This window comes from Verrucomicrobium spinosum DSM 4136 = JCM 18804, assembly GCF_000172155.1.
In the GTDB taxonomy this organism is placed as follows: Bacteria; Verrucomicrobiota; Verrucomicrobiia; order Verrucomicrobiales; family Verrucomicrobiaceae; genus Verrucomicrobium; species Verrucomicrobium spinosum.
The window spans coordinates 4,819,525-4,837,327 of record NZ_ABIZ01000001.1 but is presented as its reverse complement, the minus strand read 5'-3'; the positions used below and the strand labels follow the sequence as shown (position 1 = coordinate 4,837,327).

Sequence of the window (17,803 nt, the reverse complement as noted above, 5' to 3'; positions counted from 1 at the left end):
GCGGTGAGAATCACCGCTTTTGTGGCCCTTGTGAGATCCGCCAATCTGTGCGCGTGCAGCAGGGGAAGAGGACTTTGTGGGGGATTGGTTGCGCGACTCTGCGGCGACTGAGCCGATGGGGACCATCGGACTACGCTGTGGCGGCGCGTCAGGGTAGTCCGACGGTCCCCGTCGGGTTGGAAGCGGAGGGGGATTCGACCACCGAGAATTCGTTTTCCCTACTCCGCCACCTCGGCACTCTGCAACGACTGAACCTGCGTCCTCACGGCTTCATCATACCCTTGCAGCAGCTCTTTGAGTTTTCCAACATCGCCGCCTGCGCGGTGTACCAGAGCTTGGGCGATGGCGTAGGCGGAGTGGAACTGGCCGTCATCGTCAGCATCGATCCAGACGGGGTTGGTGGAACCGACGACTTTGGGGGTGAAGGCCTTGCTGGTGGGCTGATAAGGGCGGGGGATTTCCCAGAAGGGCTCGGTGACGCCGGGACCGGTGGCGATGGCAACCAAGTGGACGTCGTGCGGGGGCTTTGCCACCTCAAAGTGCGCCACGCCTTTCACGCCACCCTTGAGATTGGCAGGGAGGGTCATTTCCTTGATGAGGATGCCGTTGGCATACAGCTCCACTTTGTCTGCCGTCACCCAGGAGGGCCCGCTCACGGTGACCTGCACCGTGAGATGCTCGCCCAGCTTGGTGGCGAGATCGCCGACCGAATAGCGGTCGTTTACTTTGATCTGCGCCAGAAGCCCAAGACTGACCAGAAGCCGTCCCTCCTTGTAGCTGCGCCAAATCTCGTCCAGCCCGAGGTTGGCCGGGTTTGCGTCATCTGCGGCCACATAGGTCCTGCCCTGGCCGAGGATGAAACGGTTCACATCGTGGCTGTCGCTGGAGGCGATGGCGGAGATCCGGTGGCCGCGATTCAGGAGGGCAAACCAGTCGCGATAGAGCAGGTGCACGTCCGACTGCATGGCGGCCGAGGTGATGACCTCGACGGCATCAATGTCCAGAACGGAGGCATGGCGGTGTTTCCCGCTCTTGGGATTAAACATCATCCCGCCAAAGGGGGTGAACCCGCTGTGAAGATCGCGGGGATGATTGAGCGTGACGACTTTCACGCCGGGTGTGGCGCGGATGGAAGGGATGAGCTTGGCCCAATCCAGCTCTTGGTGATTGGGCGGAACCGCGTCGGCATCCACGGGAAAGGCGTTGAAGTGTCCCGCCTTGGTGGTGACCTCGTTCCCACGCACACCGGTGAAGTAGGGTGTCGTGCCTGTGGAGGCTGCAGCAGGACCGTAGTCGGTGTGATGATTGTGATCGGTGGCGATGGCCAGTTCGATCCCTTCACCGGCGATGGTGCGCATGCGGTCGTCCATGGTGGCGTCACCGTGGCCGCTGTGGGTGAGGGTGTGAATGTGGCTGTCGGCCGCGACCCAGCCGGTGGTATCCACCTCGCGATTCAAGGCCATTCGCAGGTCAACTGTACCGCCTCGTTTCACCGTGAACTCGCGTCGCTCGATGCCCCATTCGAACCCGCGTCCGGCATGGAGCACGTAATCTCCCGGTGGGATGGAGAGAACGGCTTGACCCTTGGTTGCATAGATGACGCCGACGCGTGTTGTCGTCTCAGCGGCGGGTTCGGCACGCAGGGGCTGGAGGGTGCCGTCTCGCCGCGTGAGCGTGAGGCGGCAGGGCAGGGAGGTCCCATCGGCCCTGTTCGTGACGCCCACTTTCACATTGGCTCCGCCAACCGCGACCGCGACCGGCTGAGGCGTGAGGGAGACGGGCCCGACCTCAATGTCATCGAGTGAAGGCGGGGCCTCGATGCGCAGCTTGTTCTCGCCTTCCACCAGAGTGCCGGGAGGGATCTCCAGCAGGGTTTCCAAGGCAGTTTCAGCAGTCGTCAGGTTGCCCAGCTTCTTGTTGTTCAGGAAGACGGGCCAGCTGAGCTTCACATCCCTTTGCCAAAGATGCAGGGTATAGGCGGTGGCGTTGGGATGGGAGGTGAAGGTGAGCTCCAGCCGTTCGCCGTCCACCAGCTTGTCCTTGTAGTGCTCCCATTCCCAAGAGCCTGCGTTGCCCAGGTGCTGCGTGCGAGACTCAAGGATGACTGCCTCTGCCGCGTGCACCGGGGAAGGGGCAAACGCGGCAGAGATGAAAGCGGCAGTGGCTGCGAGCAACCTCAGAGGATGGGACACGGGCGAGGAAGCGGGTTTTAGGAAACTCCCGTCAGAAACATCGCAGCAGGTCAGGCGATGAGCTCCGCAATGGGACGCCCATGATCGACAATTGGCGTGGGACGACCATTCAGATCGTTGATGGTGATCTTGGACGAATCGATCCCGAGGTGATGATAGATGGTGGCCAGGAAGTCGCCCGGGCCGCAGGGGCGCTCGATGACATCTTCGCCCCGCTTGTCCGTCGCGCCGATGATGCCGCCGGTCTGAATGCCGCCGCCGGCCCAGATGTTGGTGAAGGCGCGCGGCCAGTGGTCGCGACCCGGTTGCAGGGTGCCGGCAGGGGCGCTGGCGTCACCTGCACCGGTGCTCCGGTCAAAGCTGATCTTGGGTGTACGGCCGAACTCACCTGTCACCACCACGAGCACCCGCTTGTCCAGACCGCGGGCGTAGATGTCCTCGATGAGGGCAGCGACGGCCTGGTCGTAGTTGGGCATGCGGAAGCGCAGGGCTTCAAACTGGTGGTGGTTCACGGCATGGTCATCCCAGTTGCCCACACGACCGCACAAGGGGCCGCTGAGGCTGCTGGTGACCATCTCCACGCCGGATTCCACAAGGCGGCGGGCGAGCAGAAGCTGCTGCCCCCAGCGGTTGCGGCCGTAGCGGTCACGAGTCGCGGCGTCTTCCTTGTTGAGGTCAAAGGCATCCCTCGTCTGGGGATTGGTGAGCAGGGTCATCGCCTGGGTTTCAAATTCATCCAGCGCACCCAGCTCACCCTCGCGGTCAAAGGCGCGCTCCATCTTGTCCAGGCTCTTGCGCAGGGCGACCCGCTCGCTGAGGCGGCGCGTTTCCGCCTCATCCGACAGGCCCAGGTTTGGAACCTGGAAGTTGGGGCGGTTCGGATCGTCCATCACGGAGAACGGGGCATAGGCATCGCCGAGATACGCGGGGCCATTGTACTCCAGAGGAGGATTGACGCCGATGTAGTTGGGCAGGGGATTGGTGCGCTTGCCTTCCTTTGACCGCAGGTAGTGGGCCACGGACATCCAGTCGGGCAGCCGGGGCTTGGGCTTGTCCCGCGTATCGGCATCGCCTGAGAGCATCTGCATGGAGCCAGCCGGGTGTCCGCCCGCCTTCTGGTTCATGGAGCGCAGCACGGTGAACTTGTCCGCGATGCGGGCCTGGAGGGGCATCAGCTCGGTGAAATGGGTGCCGGGGACCTTCGTGCTGATCGTCTTGAACGGGCCGCGGTACTCGCTGCCGATCTCCGGCTTGGGATCATAAGAGTCCAGGTGCGAGAGTCCTCCGGGGAGCCAGACCATGATGATGGCCTTCCGCTCGTGCCCGGGTTTCACGGCGTTCTCAGCGCGGAGCTTGAGCAGCCCCGGCCAGGTGAGAGAGGCGAAACCGGACAAGCCCACCTGCATGAAACTGCGTCGGCTCCAGCTCAGCGGGCCCGCACATCGGGCCAGTTTGGAAGGGGTGATGATGGAGGACATGGTCGCGTTGGGTGAGGGGATTACGGGCTGGAGATGGGAAGACTTGCGTGGCTGGGGCCGGTGAAGGGCATCGCTATCAGGTGTGGTGACAAAACCATCATGGCGGGGAGGTGCCAGCGGGCTGGAAAACTGCCAGTTCCTTGCCGCTGGTCCGGTCCCAGACCCGGAGGGCGCTGTCTTCGCCCCCTGCTATGATCAAGTCGCCCGGTGAGCTGGCCACGGCCTGCACGTAGTCCGGCAGGTTGGCGATGGACCGGATTTGGGTGCCTTCGTCATTGACGATGCGCACCAGATTGTCACCGGCGGAGGTGACGAGGAGGTTCGAGGAGCCGATGTACTGAAGGGCGGTGACCTCCTTGGTCCAGCCTTCGATCTTCTTGCGCCGCTCACCCGCCAGCATGTCCCAGGTGAGAACCACGCCATCCGCACCGGAACTGGCCAGCACGCGCCCATCTGCCCGGAAGGCCACCCCGGTGACGTGGTGCGTGTGCCCTTCGAAGGTGTTGGTGGCCCGACCAGTGGTGAGGTCGGTGACTTTCGCGATCTTGTCCGCTGCACCGGAGGCAAGGCGGGCACCGTCCGGGGAGAAGGCGAGGCTGAGCACGGCGTCCTCATGCAGATCCTTCAGGGTTTGGAGGGGCTTGCCCGTGGCGGTCTCGAAGACGACGACCTCGCCCGAGCGGGAGGGCTCCCCGCTGCCCACGGCGAGTTTGGCTCCATCAAGACTGAAGGTCACGGTATTGACCCGGTCTGAGAAGCGGTTGGGCTCGGCATCGCCACCGTAGGTGTGGGTCAATTTCCAGGCTGGAATGGCCGCGGTGGTGCGATGGGCGGCACGGGTGACGACAAAGGTTCCATCGGGGCCGGCCGTCAGACTGGCGGTGGTTGTTTCCTTGCTGGTGGCATCCAGCGGGGTGCCGCTGGCCACTGCCCAGAGTCGCAGGGAGCCGTCCTCCAGCACCGCTGCGATCTGCTGACTGTCGGCAGAGAAGGCCAGGGCCGCCGGCGGCGAGGTGGGATTGGCGGCTTCTTTTTTGAGCGTGTTTAACTCTGCCGTCATCTTGGCGGCGGTGGCTTGGGAAGCGGCCAGGGCCGACTTCGCGGCGGCGATGGCGTCGGCATTCCGGGTCTTGGTGTCCGTGATGCGCTTCACCTCATCCTGCGCGTCCTTCAGGTTGCTTTGGGCGGCAGAAACGGCCGCCAGCGCGGAGGTCTCCGTCATGCGGGTGGTGATGAGCTTGTCTTGCGCATCCTTGAGCGATTTCACCAACGCCGGGTCAGGTTTGTCAGCCGGAAGTGCGGCCAGCTTGGCCGCGACTTCATCCACGGTCTTTTGCGCCAGGTCCTTGGCGTCTGTGGTGGGCTTCACGGCCTTCTCCTTCTCGGGCACGAGCTTTTGCATGGCGGCAATGGTCTCGTTGGCCTTTTTCAGCAACTCCTCCAGCGCCTTGTTCTGCGCTTCGATACGGGCGACTTCCCCGGTATGGAAGGCCTGTTCCAGAGTCTGCAATCCCAGATCCCACTCCAGGCTGGCGGTTTTTCGGAGACCGGCATAGGTGCCGCGCAGCTCCAGGAGGGGCTTGGCGGCCCCGGTTTCCCATAACCTGACAGTACCGTCCCCGCTGGCAGTGGCGACCAGTTTTCCCTGAGGGGCGGCGGCGCTGCAGGCGATCTTGGTCTTGGTGGTTTCCTCGATCTTTTTCAGCCAGGCAGGGTCAACTGGCGCGGGGGCAGGAGACGGTGCCACCGAACGGGCGGTGGAAGGAGCCATCTGCCAGAGCTTTGCTTCGCGATAACTGCCGCTCGCCAGACGCGTGCCGTCCGGGCTGAAGGCAAGGCTCTGCACCATGCCGCGGTGGGCAGCCTTGTCAGGAGCGGCGGCGTCATGCAGTTCGGATACCAGTTGCCGGGTGGCGAGGTCGTAGATGAAGATTCGGTTGGACCTGCCGCAGGCGGCGTAGCGACCGTCCTGGGTGATGGCCACGGCGTAGATGGGGTGCACGCCCGCGGCCAGGGGTTGCCACTGCACCTGGCGGACCTCCTGCTGGGCCATCGGAGCGCCCTGGTCGATCCATCGTTTCAGCAGTTCGATTTCGCCAGAGGTGAGATTGACCGCGCCCGACTTGTTGTTGGCCGGGGGCATTTCCATGTCGTTCTGGTGGAGTGAGGCCAGGACCACGAGGCTCTCTGCCCCCTTTCCGGGAAGCAGGGCGGGGCCGGAGTCGCCGCCCGCTTTCATGGCGTCCGGCGTCTCCATGTTCAGACCCGCCTTGGTCGTGGTCTTGTTGTGGCAGGAGATGCAGTTCGCCTTGAGAAAGGGCTGGACGTCCTTGTAGAACTCGAGCGGCTCAACGGCGGCCTGCACGGAGGTGGCCAGAAGCAAGGGGAAGGCAGCCAGAGGGAGTTTCACGAGATGGGAAAAGAGGAAAGGGCGAGAACAGGAACGGGTGAGGGCATCAGCCCCCCGGTTTCAAGGCTTGCTGGAGGTCGTGGCGGCGGAGGCAACAGGAGCCGGTTTGACGGAGAGGCGGATCGGGGCGGAGACGATGATGTCCACGGTGTCCCGGGGTTCCGCCGTGGTGGAGGCGGCTTTCATTCTCTTGGTGGCTTCCGCCATCAAGGTGCCGGCCAGTTGGGCCTTGGCAGCGGCCGCTTTGGCGGCGGCGGCATCGGTGGCGGCGATCTTCCTGGCTTCCTCAGCGGCGGCTTGGGCCAGCAGCTCGGCCTTCTTTTGCTCGGCCTCGGCCAGGGGCACGGCGGCGGGGTTGTAGCGGTACTTGCTCACGGCGGTGCCATAGAGCGCCAGGGCGTGCTCTCCCACGGGCAGCTTCAGGGCGGCGAGGTCGAGCGTGAGTGTGGCCGTCTCCGCCTTCATGGGGATGTCTATTTCCTTCAACCCGGCAAAGCCGTCGCCGTAGGCCTTGAGCTTGAGAGAGGTGCCGGTGAATTCATTGCGCCAGGTGACCTTCAGCGGGACTGTCACGGTGGTGCCGACGGTGGCCTCCACCACCTTGCTGTCGGCGGGTTCGATGGTGAGGGGAGCGGGCTCAGAGTTGCTCACGGAGACAGGCACATCGGCCATGAGGCGAGGCGCGGGGATTTCGCCCTTCGCATCCTTGACCGGCCACTTCATGGTGGCCATGCGGCAGGAGCGGGTGGTTTCCTGGCCATTGATGAGGGCTTTGCCCGTGATGGTAGCCAGGGAGAAGGCATCGGTGGCATCGCTGGCGGCGGTGAGGACGAGGTGTCCGTAGGTCTTGCCTGCGCCGATCTTCAGGCCTGTGGCGGTGACACCGGTGGGCAGACCTTCCATGGCAAGCTCGATGGCACCGTCGAAGCCATCACGCCGCTGGGTGACGACCTCAAAGACACGGGACTCGCCGGCACGCAGGGCCATGGGCTTGGAGAGGGCGGCGCGGTCCCCGTTGCGCAGGGTCATGTGCACACCCCAGGCGGCCAGGGAGAAGTCGGGGGCGGCTTGCCGGACCAGCAGCCGGTATTCATTGTCTGGATCGCTGCGGGTGCCGCCAAAGAGATCCCGCAACTGCAACCGGTAGATGCCGTCCCCTTTGACCTCGAACTTTCCGTTCACATCCGGAGAGCCAGCGTTGTAGGGCGGGCCATCATAGGAGTAGCCGTTTGAGGAGAGCTTCATGGGGCTGGGGATGTCATAGAGCTCTGCCACATCTGTGAGCGTCTCCTTGCCGTCCGCCTGCTTTACTTGCTGCACCAGCACGAAAGGATCTGTGTCGCGGCCGAGGCGCTCGGAAGCCACCTCCACCCACCAGGTTTCGCCCTTCTTGGCCGCGAACTCAAAGGTGTCCACATCTGCCGCGGGGTAGAAGTTCCCGCCGATGTCGCAGGGCAGGGTGATCTTCTGGACTTCGGGAGCGCGGTTGTTGGGCTCCGTTTCGCGATTGGCGGGGATGGCGGTGAGGCCTGTGGGCGGCCAGGACATGGCGCTCACGCTCCGGGTCTCGGGCTGGCGGGGCAGGGGTGTCTTGCCATTCGCTGCCTGCAAGGCCAGCCGGTAGAAGTAGCGTTCACCGCCCTGGAAGGTGAGGTCATTCACCTTGATGAGATAGCGACCATCGGCCGGGGGCGTGAAGTTCAGACGGCCACCCGTGCGGTTCACCAGGAGATCCCGCCCCTGGGCATCGGCGATGACGACCACGGGCGTCAGCCGGGAATCGATGCCTGCCGCCGCACAATCCACGACGATGGCTTGTCCCTGCCGGGCTTGGAACGCATAGTGATCCACCGCCCGTTTCGTCATGCTGGCGTTGCAGATCGAGTCGAGCTCCAGCGGCAGGGCCGTCTCCACGGTGTTGTTGGCCGCGGTGCGGGTTATTTCCTTAAGAGTGCTTACGGCAAAGGCCCGGACGGAGGAGATGCCCAGCCTGGAGAGGACTCTGGCATCATGCACACCGGCAGGGGTGCCTGGGGCCACGGAGACGAGGAACTTGTTGGGCACGGGGGACCCGTCGGCACCCGCAACCGGGCGGGCGGTGACCTGCGGGGTGGAGAACAGCAGCGCTGTGACTTCCTCCAGGTTTTCTCCTGTGAGAGTGATTTCCACGGACCCACCGGAAGGGGCACCCATGGGCATGAGGGTGAGCAGTCGGGGCAGCGGCAGGGTGACCTGCTGCGCGTGGGAGGGCGGAGACGCTGCGAACCATACGGAGACCGCGACGCCCAGAGTGGGAAGGGACAGGTGCCTGCTGATCATGATAGGGGAGCGGTTAGTGGTTGTAGAGAAACTCTTTGGTGTTCACGAGCGCCCAGATGAGGTCTTCGTAGCCCTGTTTGAGGGCTTGTGCTGCCGGGAGCGGCTTGTCTTGCGCATCCAGTCGCGGCTTGAGCAGGTGGGTCTCGCTGAGTCGAATTTCTTCAGCGGTGGGCTCGCGGGAGAGGGCCGCCTGATAGAGCTCGCGAATGCGGTCGGGCACAGACTTCTCCGCCTTGCTCAGGCGGTCTGCGCGACCGTTGCTGGTGGCGAGCTTGGCCTTCACATCCGCAGCGTTCATGAGGTGCAGGCTCTGGGCCAGACTGGAGGATTGCACCCGCTCGCATTCGCACACGCTGGCCCCCTCAGGACGGCCGAAGACCTTCAGGAAAGGGGAAGCCCGGTTGTAACTGTTGTCCGGCAGTGAGATGGCGCGGGTGCCGGGTGGCAGGTCGGCGAAGTCGGACTGGGCACCTGTTACCTGGTTGATGGCATCCAGCAGGACCTCTGCCTGCATGCGCTTGGGGTAGAAGTGGGAGAAGTTCTGCCGGTCCACGGCATTGTGATCATTGGGCATGGCGCTGAGCTGGTAGGCCTGGCTGCGGGTGATGACCCGCACGACCTCCTTCAGGTCGAAGCCGCTTTCGACGAAGTGTTTGGCCAGGTCACTGAGGAGGGCAGGATTGGTCGCGGGATTGGAATCGCGGATATCGTCCTCGGGTTCGATGAGTCCACGCTTGAAGAAGTGTTTCCAATAACGGTTCACCAGGGCGGTGGCGAAGAACGGGTTGTCCTTGGCACCCATCCAGTCGGCGAGTTGCAGACGTGGATCATCATCAGGGGCGATGTCCAGGATGGGGCCGCCCAGCGCGGCAGGTTTCACCGGCGTGCGGGTCTTCTTGTTCTCCAGCTGGGCCGTGCCCCGTTTGTGGAAGATGAGATCCTCTCCGGCGATCGCGGTGGGCTTGCGACCCACCTGGCTGAAGAAGGCGGAGAGGCTGTAGTAGTCCTGCTGGCTCCAGCGCTCAAAGGGATGGTGATGGCACTGCGCGCACTGCATGCGCACGCCCAGGAAGAGCTGCGCCACATCTTCCTGCTGCAGGTGGGGTTCCTTCACCCGCTTGTACCAGGCCACGGGGGGATTGGAGACAATGGTGCCCGTGGCGGCCAGGATCTGGCGCACAATGTCGTCATAGGGACGGTTGGCCAGGAGGCTGTCCCGCATCCAGGCGTGGAAGGCAAAGTTCGCGGTAATATCGGCCGCGTCATCGCGCTTGTTCTTGAGGAGGGCCGTCCACTTGTTCGCAAAGTAGTCGGCATAGTCCGGGCTGCTCAAGAGCGACTCGATGGCTTGATCCCGCTTGTCCGGTGCTTGGGAGGTCTGGAACGCCTGGACCTCCCCCAGCGTGGGGAGGCGTCCGGCAATATCGAGCGAGACGCGGCGCAGGAACGTGGCATCGTCAGCTACAGGCGAAGGCGGGATGCCGATGCGCTTGAGATTGGCAAAGACATGCTCATCCACGAAGTTCTTCGCGGGCGGCAGAGTATCGACGGGAGCTCCCAAGGGAATGGTCACGCTGAAGACGGAGACCTGCCCGGCATAGCGCACCATCACTGCCACGTTGCCAGGGATGTCCTGGGCGGTCACCAGTCCTTCCTCGGTCGTCTCCGCCATGCTCTTGTCATTGGCTTCATAGAGGGACAGGGAGGTGACGTCACGTGTCGAGCCATCGGTGAAGCGGGCGGTGACCTTGAGCTGCTGCGTGGTCTTGGCCTTCATGGACAAGACGGCAGGCTCCACGGCGATGCTGGCGAGCTTGGCATCCTCAGGGCGGCCGTAGGCCATGCCTTCGCGGATCCAGCGGACGAGGGTGGCGTACTCGTGCGAAGCGGGGTCCAGTTTCTTGCCACCGCCGTGTGGGACAATATTGGCGGCCTTCAGCACCAGCAAACTCTGCTCTGGCGCAGCGGGGAAAACGCGGCGGCCCTTGCCCTCTTTGACGATGTATTCGTAGTCTTCCTGGGGCTCGAAGCCGAGCAGGGAGAGGCGGAATCCGCGCTGTCCGGTGCCCGCCTTGGCATGACATCCGCCGGAGTTGCATCCTGCCTTGGTCAGGATGGGCTCGATGTCGTTGATGAAGTTGAGCGCGGTGGACTTGGGCGGCTGGGAGGTGGCCTCAGCGGCAGGGGAGGTCAGCGTGAAACAGAACAGCGCTGTCGCGATGAAGCCCAGTTGCCCCACGGAGGGGTGTGGGTGGTTGCATCTTGGGCTGGGGAAAGGCCGTTGCGGAATCTGTCTGTCCATCAGGACAGAGATACGGAATCAGCAGGCGTGATCTGGCGTGGTGCGGAGGGATGCCCGGCGGAGAGGCGATAAAACGGGCTAATTTGAGGGGCTGATGAGATAAATGCGTAAGAAGCCGTCACAAAAAGTCAGGGCGGGGAGGCGAATGCGGAAGGGGGGAGGGAGTGGTGGAGTGGTGGAGTGATGGGGTGATGGGGTGATGGGGTGATGGGGTGATGGGGTGATGGGGTGATGGGGTGATGGGGTGATGGAGTGATGGAGTGATGGAGTGATGGAGTGATGGAGTGATGGAGTGATGGAGTGATGGAGTGATGGAGTGATGGAGTGATGGAGTGATGGAGTGATGGAGTGATGGAGTGATGGAGTGATGGAGTGATGGAGTGATGGAGTGATGGAGTGGTGGAGTGGTGGAGTGGTGGAGTGATGGAGTGATGGAGTGATGGAGTGATGGAGTGGTGGAGTGATGGAGTGATGGAGTGATGGAGTGATGGAGTGATGGAGTGATGGAGTGGTGGAGTGATGGAGTGATGGAGGAAAGGTGGAAGAGCCGTCTCGGCTCTTGGTTGCGGAGGGGGAGGGGCATGGAGGTGCTGAAGGTGATAGGGGGGGAGTGGGTGACGTGGGCCTCCACACCTGATCAACTTCATGCCGGTACCCAAGGTTGACTCGCTTAGGGCTCGTCCAACCTTGGGCTGAGGTAGATATCCCCTTCAGGGATAAACTTCGAGAGCTGCCGTCGGCTCTACGGCCCGACCAGAATGGGCTCGGTGGAAATCTCCGATTTCACGCCGCGGAGCTGCCACTCCAGATACTGGAAGATGCGTTTGTTGAGCTCATCGGTGTGGAAGTTGTGGCCGCCGTTGGTAAGAGGAATCAACAGGGAGGTGAGGTGCCCGCCTGCGGATCCTCCCCAGACGGCGATGCGGTCGGGATCGAGGTTGTACTTGGCGGCATTCCCGCGAATCCACCGGATGGCGGCCTTGCAGTCATAGATCTGCGCCGGCCACTTGGCCTCGGTGCTCATGCGGTAGCCTACGGAAATGCCCGCGTAGTTGCCGTTGAGCAAAAGGCCGCCCAGAGCTCCGGCGGCGCTTTTGCGATCGCCGCCGATCCAGGCCCCGCCGTGGATGAACTCGACCACTGGGAGGGGCGTGGTGACGGTGCGATTCTTGGGGACGTACAAGTCCACCATCTGCCGGGGATGGGTGTTGCCCGCGTAGGGAAGGTCGAAGTGGGCCTCGATGGGATGATCGCCGATCCGTTCCAGGATCACCTGATTGGTGACAGGAGGGGCTCCGACGATGGGGAGTGTGGGCAGGAGCAGGGCCAGCAGCAGTCCGCGATGGAGGAGATTCATGCAGGGGACAAGACGGCGGGTGGGGTGGGGAAGTTACAGCGGGAAAGTGAAGGCGGTGTGAGTGGCACCGTTTGAGGGCGTGTGGGCAGTTTCAGCGCGCATACTGGAAACAGACGATCAACACCCGGGGTGAACCGGGGAGGACGATCAGGTCGGCCCCGGCACTCAGTTCATAGAACAAGGCATCGGGATCCAGCGGATCGCAGCCCAGTTCCGGAGGAAGATCTCCGACGCGGTAGGGCGACGTTTGCAATCGCACTTGCCGTTCTCGGGAAGGCTGCCGTGACCCGACGAACTCACGCAGGGACTCGGGATCGATCTCGAAGGAGCAATACTCTCTGATGCCCACCATCGCGTATGTGAAGGTGGTGCTCCCCAAAGGGTGATAGGCAAGGTAGTTCCGATGCTTCTGCGGCAGAGGGGTTTTGCAGAGGCGCTCGATCCGTCTCCGGGAGGTGTGAGGCTCGCGAATCTGAGACCAGATCATGATCACGGTCAGTGCCAGGAGCGGGCCGGCAACGGCGATCAGGAATCGGCGGCGGCAGTGCAGCGCCAGGGGGAGGAAGAGGAAGGTCAGTCCCAACGGGCAGATGAGCGATCCCAATGCGGGGACGATCCCGTGAATCAGCGGGCCCGGAGCCTGGCGGAGGGTGAAGCCAATGTTGCTCCACGAACCTGAGGAGCTGGCGAGGAGCACGAGGTCCGCCAGATAGAAGCCGGAGAGGTAGAGTGTCACGCAACCAAAGAACACCCGCCACCCCGCCGGATGGCAGGTGCGCTTGGGGAGGGTGGCAGGCGGAGGTTGTTTCATCGGGCTCCCGCCAGCATGCCGAAGCGGCGATGCGGTGGGAAGTCCTGAGGTGTGAATTCGGCGTGAAGGAGTTGTGAGGGTTTGGTGAAGGAGGTGTGGAGCGGGACGGGGCGGGGCGGAGGATGGAGTGGTGGAGTGGTGGAGTGGTGGAGTGGTGGAGTGGTGGAGTGGTGGAGTGGTGGGGTGATGGGGTGATGGGGTGATGGGGTGAGTCAGCGCGTTACGGAGAGGAGGGGGTGCTGGAAACTACGAAAGGTCGTCGAAGGGAAAGTGGAAGAGTGCCTGAGTCTTTCGAAGGTTGATGACGTGGCGAGAAGGCGAAACCTGCAGACGCTTCAGCTAGTGCCTCCTCACGTGGACAAATACAGGGGCGCTGGATGGATGGTGATCAAACACCTGTGGGTGAGAGTTAAGGCGTGAGCCATCGGGGTGAGTGCGGATACAGAAGCTGTTTGAGCTAGCCTTCTGCCGTGCGACCACCCATGTCGGCCGTAGTTGTCGGCGTGAGGAGAACGGACCAACCGCGCGCGTTTTGGGGTGGAAGCCAAGGAACCAGCCTTGAGGCGGCCGCCCCAGATCGAAGCAGATCCCCAGCGGGGATCTCTAACACAGCCCAACGTTGGACGAGCCCTAAGCGAGTCAACGTTGGGGACCTCCCAGGACGATGATCAGGTGGGAAGGCCGACAGCATCTGCTTTCTCCCCACCGCCATCAACACCCCCACGTCAGTTGGACCTGATGTCATGCGCTGACTGACGTTCGCGGCAAGATGCCGCAAACAGCACGCAGGATGCGTGCGCTCCCCGAGCTCCCCGGGCACTGAGGCCATCTTTTTTTCCTTTCATTGCGTGATAGTTCTCCTGCAATGTGTCAGGGGGCCTGTATCCGACCATGACTGAACCGATTCCTTCCACCGCAACAGCGCCTGCTTTACGCAGTGGGCTGGGATTTCACAGCACCCGGTGGACGCGGGTGTGTCTGGCGAAGTCCCCTTCTGAGGAGGGGCGGGTGGCGTTGGCGGAGCTCTGCGAAGCGTACTACGAGCCGGTGGTGGCATTTTTGCGCTGTGAGTTGCGCGATGCGGATGCGGCCCGGGAGATGGCGCACGCTTTCTTTGCGCAAGTTTTGCGGGGTGGCACCATGGAGGCGGTGGATCCGGCTCGCGGGCGATTCCGGTCCTATCTGCTCGGGGCGGTGAAGCATTTTCTGTCTCATCACCGGATGGCGGCGCACACCATGAAGCGTGGGGCGGGCTGGATCGCGGTGGACTATGAAGGCGAGGAGATGGCAAACGTGGTGGATCCCGCGCAGCCTTCTCCGGATGCGCAGTACGACAAGCAGTGGGCGGTCACGCTGCTCTCGCATGCACTGGATCGTCTGCGCGATGAATGCGTGCTGCAGGGCAACGGGCCGTTCTTTGAGGAGGTGAAGCCTCTGCTGATGGGTGAGGGCGGGTATGGCGAACAATCCGGCCTGGCCCTCCAGGCGGGTCTGAGTCTTCCTGCTTTTCGCATGGCGGTGCACCGATTGAAGAGGCGTTTCCGCCAGAGGGTGCGCGAGGAGGTGGCGGGAACGGTGGGGGACTCTGCGATGGTGGAGGTGGAGCTCCAGGCATTGTATCGTGCTCTTCTGGATGGATGAAACTTTTCGGTGATGATTTGGAATCGACGCGTCAGGACCGGGTATGAGTGAATCATCGAGAGAGATCAAAACAAACTGCCCCAAGTGTGGGAAGCCGTTGGTAAATGCCCAGGCTCCCCAGGGGTTGTGTCCTGCCTGCCTGATGGGCCAGGTGCTGGAGCCAACCCAGACTCACGGGGGAGAGTCGGCTCCGCTGCCCACGTTGACACCTGAGGAACTGGCACCTTATTTCCCACAACTGGAGATTCTGGAGTGTTTCGGGCGCGGAGGCATGGGGGTGGTTTACAAAGCTCGTCAGAAGTCGTTGAACCGGTTGGTGGCGCTGAAGTTGCTGGCTCCAGAGCGGGTGGGGGATGAGGATTTCGCGTTTCGATTTGAGCGTGAGGCGCAGGCTCTGGCGCGGCTGAATCATCCGCATATTGTCGCGGTGCATGACTTTGGAGAGACGCAGGGTTTTTATTACCTGATCATGGAGTTTGTGGATGGGGTGAATTTGCGACAGCTCATCCAGACGCGGCGGCTGTCGCCCAAGGAGGCTCTCGCGATCGTTCCGCCGGTGTGTGAGGCGCTGCAATGTGCTCATGAGCACGGGATCGTGCATCGGGACATCAAGCCGGAGAACCTGCTGGTGGACAAGGAGGGGCGCGTGAAGATCACGGACTTCGGCATCGCCAAGATGGTGACGGGTGATGAGGCCGTTGTTGAGGAGGGGGGCGTCACCTCGGCGACGCTGGGGATGGGGACACCGGCTTACGCTGCACCGGAGGCGAAGGAGCAGGGGGTGATGACGGATCATCGGGCTGACATCTACTCCCTGGGGGTGGTGCTCTATGAGTTGCTCACCGGTGAACGTCCCGGCGAAAGGCTGGAGCCGCCGTCCCGCAAGGTGCAGGTGGACATTCGGATTGATGAAATAGTGCTGCGGGCCCTGGAGCACACTCCGGAGTTGCGGTTTCCCACTGCGGCGGAGTTCAGGACGCAGGTGGAGACGGTGGCGGCGGCGATGGAGAGGGAGGAAGGGGGGGGAAGCCCCCAACAACCTGGGGCGGCGCGCAAGGGGCGGCGCTCGGTGATGGAACTGCTGGCGGGTTCGCCCGTTGTTTCGGAGGTGCTGCAACACCTGACGCCCACAGAGCGGCGGGAGTTCGCTCTGCTAGGGGGTATGTTCTCTCTGTGGAATGTGGCGACGTTTTTCCTCCCGGTGTTCATCGGGTTCATCTGGATGCCTCGTCCGACGGGATGGCTGGCAGCCGGGCTGGTGCTGGTGCTCGGATTGCTGGGGTACCCGCTGTGGCGCAAGATGCATCTGCTGTATCTGTGCTCCACTGCGTGGGGAAAGGAGCGCCGTTTGACGCCCAGTCAACTTGTGGGCGGTCCAGCGGGGAAAGTGGCGCGACGGAAGGCGCGGGTGCTGGCGGTGTTGATCTTCTTTGGCATGGCCATCGCCGCCCAAGAAATCAGCGCGGCCACGGCGTGGTCGAGGTCGAGTGTGATGTTGGGATTGGCGGGAGTGCTGTTGATGTTGGCCGTGTTTGAGGGCTGGCGGATGAGGAGGGGCGGGGAGGTGGAGTGATGGGGTGATGGAGTGATGGAGTGATGGAGTGATGGAGTGATGGAGTGATGGAGTGGTGGAGTGGTGGAGTGGTGGAGTGGTGGAGTGATGGAGTGATGGAGTGATGGAGTGATGGAGTGATGGAGTGATGGAGTGATGGAGTGATGGAGTGATGGAGTGATGGAGTGATGGAGTGATGGAGTGATGGAGTGATGGAGTGATGGAGTGATGGAGTGATGGAGTGATGGAGTGATGGAGTGGTGGAGTGGTGGAGTGGTGGAGTGGTGGAGTGGTGGAGTGATGGAGTGATGGAGTGATGGAGTGGTGGAGTGGTGGAGTGGTGGAGTGGTGGAGTGGTGGAGTGGTGGAGTGATGGAGTGATGGAGTGATGGAGTGATGGAGTGATGGAGTGATGGAGTGATGGAGTGGTGGAGTGGTGGAGTGGTGGAGTGGTGGAGTGGTGGAGTGGTGGAGTGGTGGAGTGGTGGAGTGGTGGAGTGGTGGAGTGGTGGAGTGGTGGAGTGGTGGAGTGGTGGGATGGTGGGATGGTGGGATGGTGGGATGGTGGGATGGTGGGATGGTGGGATGGTGGGATGGTGGGATGGTGGGGAGCGCACGCATCTTGCGTGCAGTTCCCGGCATCTTGCCGGGGACGTCAGGCGGCGTGATGTGGTGGAAGTGGGTGCAGGAAACTACGAAACTTCGCCGAAGGGAAGGTGGAAGAGTCGTCCCGGCTCTTGGTGGCGTGGGAGGACTCGGGTGACGGTCGTGGGGGTGGTGATGATGGCGGGGAGGGAGAGGGAGGTTGCGGCCTCCACACCTGATTTCCTTTCTCCCCCCGATCCCAAGGTTGAACTGCAACCTGCGCAGGCAAAGGGACGTCGCTGGCATCCGCTCCGGGATGCAATACTCATCTTCATCTTCCGGAGGTGTCAGTCGCTACGCTCCTTCAACCTCATGGCGTCTAATGGCTTTGATGCCTCCGGCATCGGGTTCGAGTGCTACTGAGCTTCGGGCGAGCTGACCTTGCAGCAGACCAGTCGCCTGTGCTCCCCCCCTAATGGCAAATGCCCGGATGCGCGGGGGGCGGCGCGCTCAAGGTGTTGCAGCGTAGGTTGATCGCTGCTTCACCGGGCGGGCCCTTCCGCAGGATGCAGAAGGGGGCACGCAGGATGCGTGCGCTCCCCCATGCGCGGGTGCGCGGGGCTCCTGCTACCCTTCGACCTCAGTCGTCACGACGCCCGCAGAGCCTTCTCGCAGGGCTTGCTCGAGGGCGCGCCAGGCGAGGGTGGCGCATTTCACGCGCTGGGGGAAGCGCCAGACGCCTTGGAGGAGTTGCAGATCACCGAGGATGTCTGGCGGATTCTCCGTCTGCTTGGTGATGAGGTCGTGAAAGGCGGCGATGAGTTCTTCCACCTCGGCCCGGCTGCGGCCCTTGGTCTTGATCGTCATGAGCGAGGCGGAGGCCTGGCTGATGGCGCAGCCTTGACCGGTGAACTTGATGTCGGCCAGCTTGAGTCCGGTGTCCGCCAGTTTCACGGAGACCACGATCTCGTCGCCACAGGAGGGGTTGTCACCTTGAACCTTGACCACCTTCTCGCCTGCCTCGGTGGCGTCGGCCTCGGTCAGCTCACCGAAGTTGCGCGGGCGCCGGGAGTGGTCCAGCAGCACCTGCTGGTAGAGTTCTTCAAGGTCGGAGTTGGGGATCATGGAGGGAGGAGAGAAAGGAAGAGAAGGAATC

At 62.8% G+C, this 17,803-nt stretch carries 11 protein-coding genes; 3 read left to right on the top strand and 8 right to left on the bottom strand.

All coding sequences use genetic code 11. The features are described from left to right. Nucleotides 1–218: 218 nt before the first annotated feature. The 7 genes from VSP_RS19550 to VSP_RS19520 all read right to left on the bottom strand — a co-directional run bounded on the left by VSP_RS19550 (nt 219) and on the right by VSP_RS19520 (nt 12,869). Nucleotides 219–2,192 carry a CehA/McbA family metallohydrolase gene (locus VSP_RS19550; RefSeq protein WP_009962812.1) on the bottom strand — a complete coding sequence of 658 codons (1,974 nt, stop codon included), beginning with the start codon at nt 2,190–2,192 and terminating at the stop codon, nt 219–221. Nucleotides 2,193–2,242: 50 nt separating this feature from the next. Further along, nucleotides 2,243–3,670 (bottom strand): DUF1501 domain-containing protein, encoded by a 1,428-nt coding sequence (locus VSP_RS19545; protein WP_009962811.1) that lies wholly within the window; start codon nt 3,668–3,670, stop codon nt 2,243–2,245. Between the two features lie 97 nt (nt 3,671–3,767). Next, nucleotides 3,768–6,080, bottom strand: a complete 2,313-nt coding sequence (locus VSP_RS19540; RefSeq protein ID WP_009962810.1) for a c-type cytochrome domain-containing protein — start codon at nt 6,078–6,080, stop codon at nt 3,768–3,770. Between the two features lie 60 nt (nt 6,081–6,140). After that, nucleotides 6,141–8,399: a hypothetical protein gene (locus VSP_RS36325; RefSeq protein WP_009962808.1), complete on the bottom strand. Its 2,259-nt coding sequence runs from the start codon at nt 8,397–8,399 to the stop codon at nt 6,141–6,143. A 13-nt stretch (nt 8,400–8,412) separates the two neighbouring features. Further along, nucleotides 8,413–10,638: a DUF1549 and DUF1553 domain-containing protein gene (locus VSP_RS19530; RefSeq protein ID WP_009962806.1), complete on the bottom strand. Its 2,226-nt coding sequence runs from the start codon at nt 10,636–10,638 to the stop codon at nt 8,413–8,415. A gap of 805 nt (nt 10,639–11,443) precedes the next feature. Next, on the bottom strand, nt 11,444–12,058 hold the full coding sequence (locus tag VSP_RS36320; protein WP_009962805.1) for an alpha/beta hydrolase: 615 nt from the start codon (nt 12,056–12,058) through the stop codon (nt 11,444–11,446). Between the two features lie 91 nt (nt 12,059–12,149). Then, nucleotides 12,150–12,869 (bottom strand): hypothetical protein, encoded by a 720-nt coding sequence (locus VSP_RS19520; protein WP_009962804.1) that lies wholly within the window; start codon nt 12,867–12,869, stop codon nt 12,150–12,152. A gap of 891 nt (nt 12,870–13,760) precedes the next feature. Between VSP_RS19520 and VSP_RS19515 the strand changes: the two genes are divergently transcribed. The 3 genes from VSP_RS19515 (at nt 13,761) to VSP_RS42445 (ending at nt 17,070) form a co-directional block, all read left to right on the top strand. Further along, nucleotides 13,761–14,510, top strand: coding sequence for an RNA polymerase sigma factor (locus VSP_RS19515; protein ID WP_044134625.1), 750 nt, complete (start codon nt 13,761–13,763; stop codon nt 14,508–14,510). A gap of 43 nt (nt 14,511–14,553) precedes the next feature. Then, nucleotides 14,554–16,083: a serine/threonine-protein kinase gene (locus VSP_RS43635; protein WP_081452612.1), complete on the top strand. Its 1,530-nt coding sequence runs from the start codon at nt 14,554–14,556 to the stop codon at nt 16,081–16,083. 399 nt (nt 16,084–16,482) lie between these two features. After that, nucleotides 16,483–17,070 (top strand): hypothetical protein, encoded by a 588-nt coding sequence (locus VSP_RS42445; RefSeq protein WP_009962801.1) that lies wholly within the window; start codon nt 16,483–16,485, stop codon nt 17,068–17,070. Nucleotides 17,071–17,274: 204 nt separating this feature from the next. Here the strand turns inward: VSP_RS42445 and sufU are convergent, their stop codons facing one another. Next, the gene (gene sufU / locus VSP_RS19495) at nt 17,275–17,772 is read right to left on the bottom strand and encodes a Fe-S cluster assembly sulfur transfer protein SufU (RefSeq protein ID WP_009962800.1); all 498 of its coding nucleotides are present in this window, start codon (nt 17,770–17,772) and stop codon (nt 17,275–17,277) included. Between the last annotated feature and the right edge of the window lie 31 nt (nt 17,773–17,803).

Bases quoted from the DNA above. Each gene is read 5' to 3' on its own strand.
- VSP_RS19515 (WP_044134625.1), top strand. From the start codon at position 13,761: ATGACTGAACCGATTCCTTCCACCGCAACAGCGCCTGCTTTACGCAGT.
- VSP_RS19520 (WP_009962804.1), bottom strand. From the start codon at position 12,869: ATGAAACAACCTCCGCCTGCCACCCTCCCCAAGCGCACCTGCCATCCG.
- VSP_RS43635 (WP_081452612.1), top strand. From the start codon at position 14,554: ATGAGTGAATCATCGAGAGAGATCAAAACAAACTGCCCCAAGTGTGGG.
- VSP_RS42445 (WP_009962801.1), top strand. From the start codon at position 16,483: ATGGAGTGGTGGAGTGGTGGAGTGGTGGAGTGGTGGAGTGGTGGAGTG.
- VSP_RS36325 (WP_009962808.1), bottom strand. From the start codon at position 8,399: ATGATCAGCAGGCACCTGTCCCTTCCCACTCTGGGCGTCGCGGTCTCC.
- sufU (WP_009962800.1), bottom strand. From the start codon at position 17,772: ATGATCCCCAACTCCGACCTTGAAGAACTCTACCAGCAGGTGCTGCTG.
- VSP_RS36320 (WP_009962805.1), bottom strand. From the start codon at position 12,058: ATGAATCTCCTCCATCGCGGACTGCTGCTGGCCCTGCTCCTGCCCACA.
- VSP_RS19545 (WP_009962811.1), bottom strand. From the start codon at position 3,670: ATGTCCTCCATCATCACCCCTTCCAAACTGGCCCGATGTGCGGGCCCG.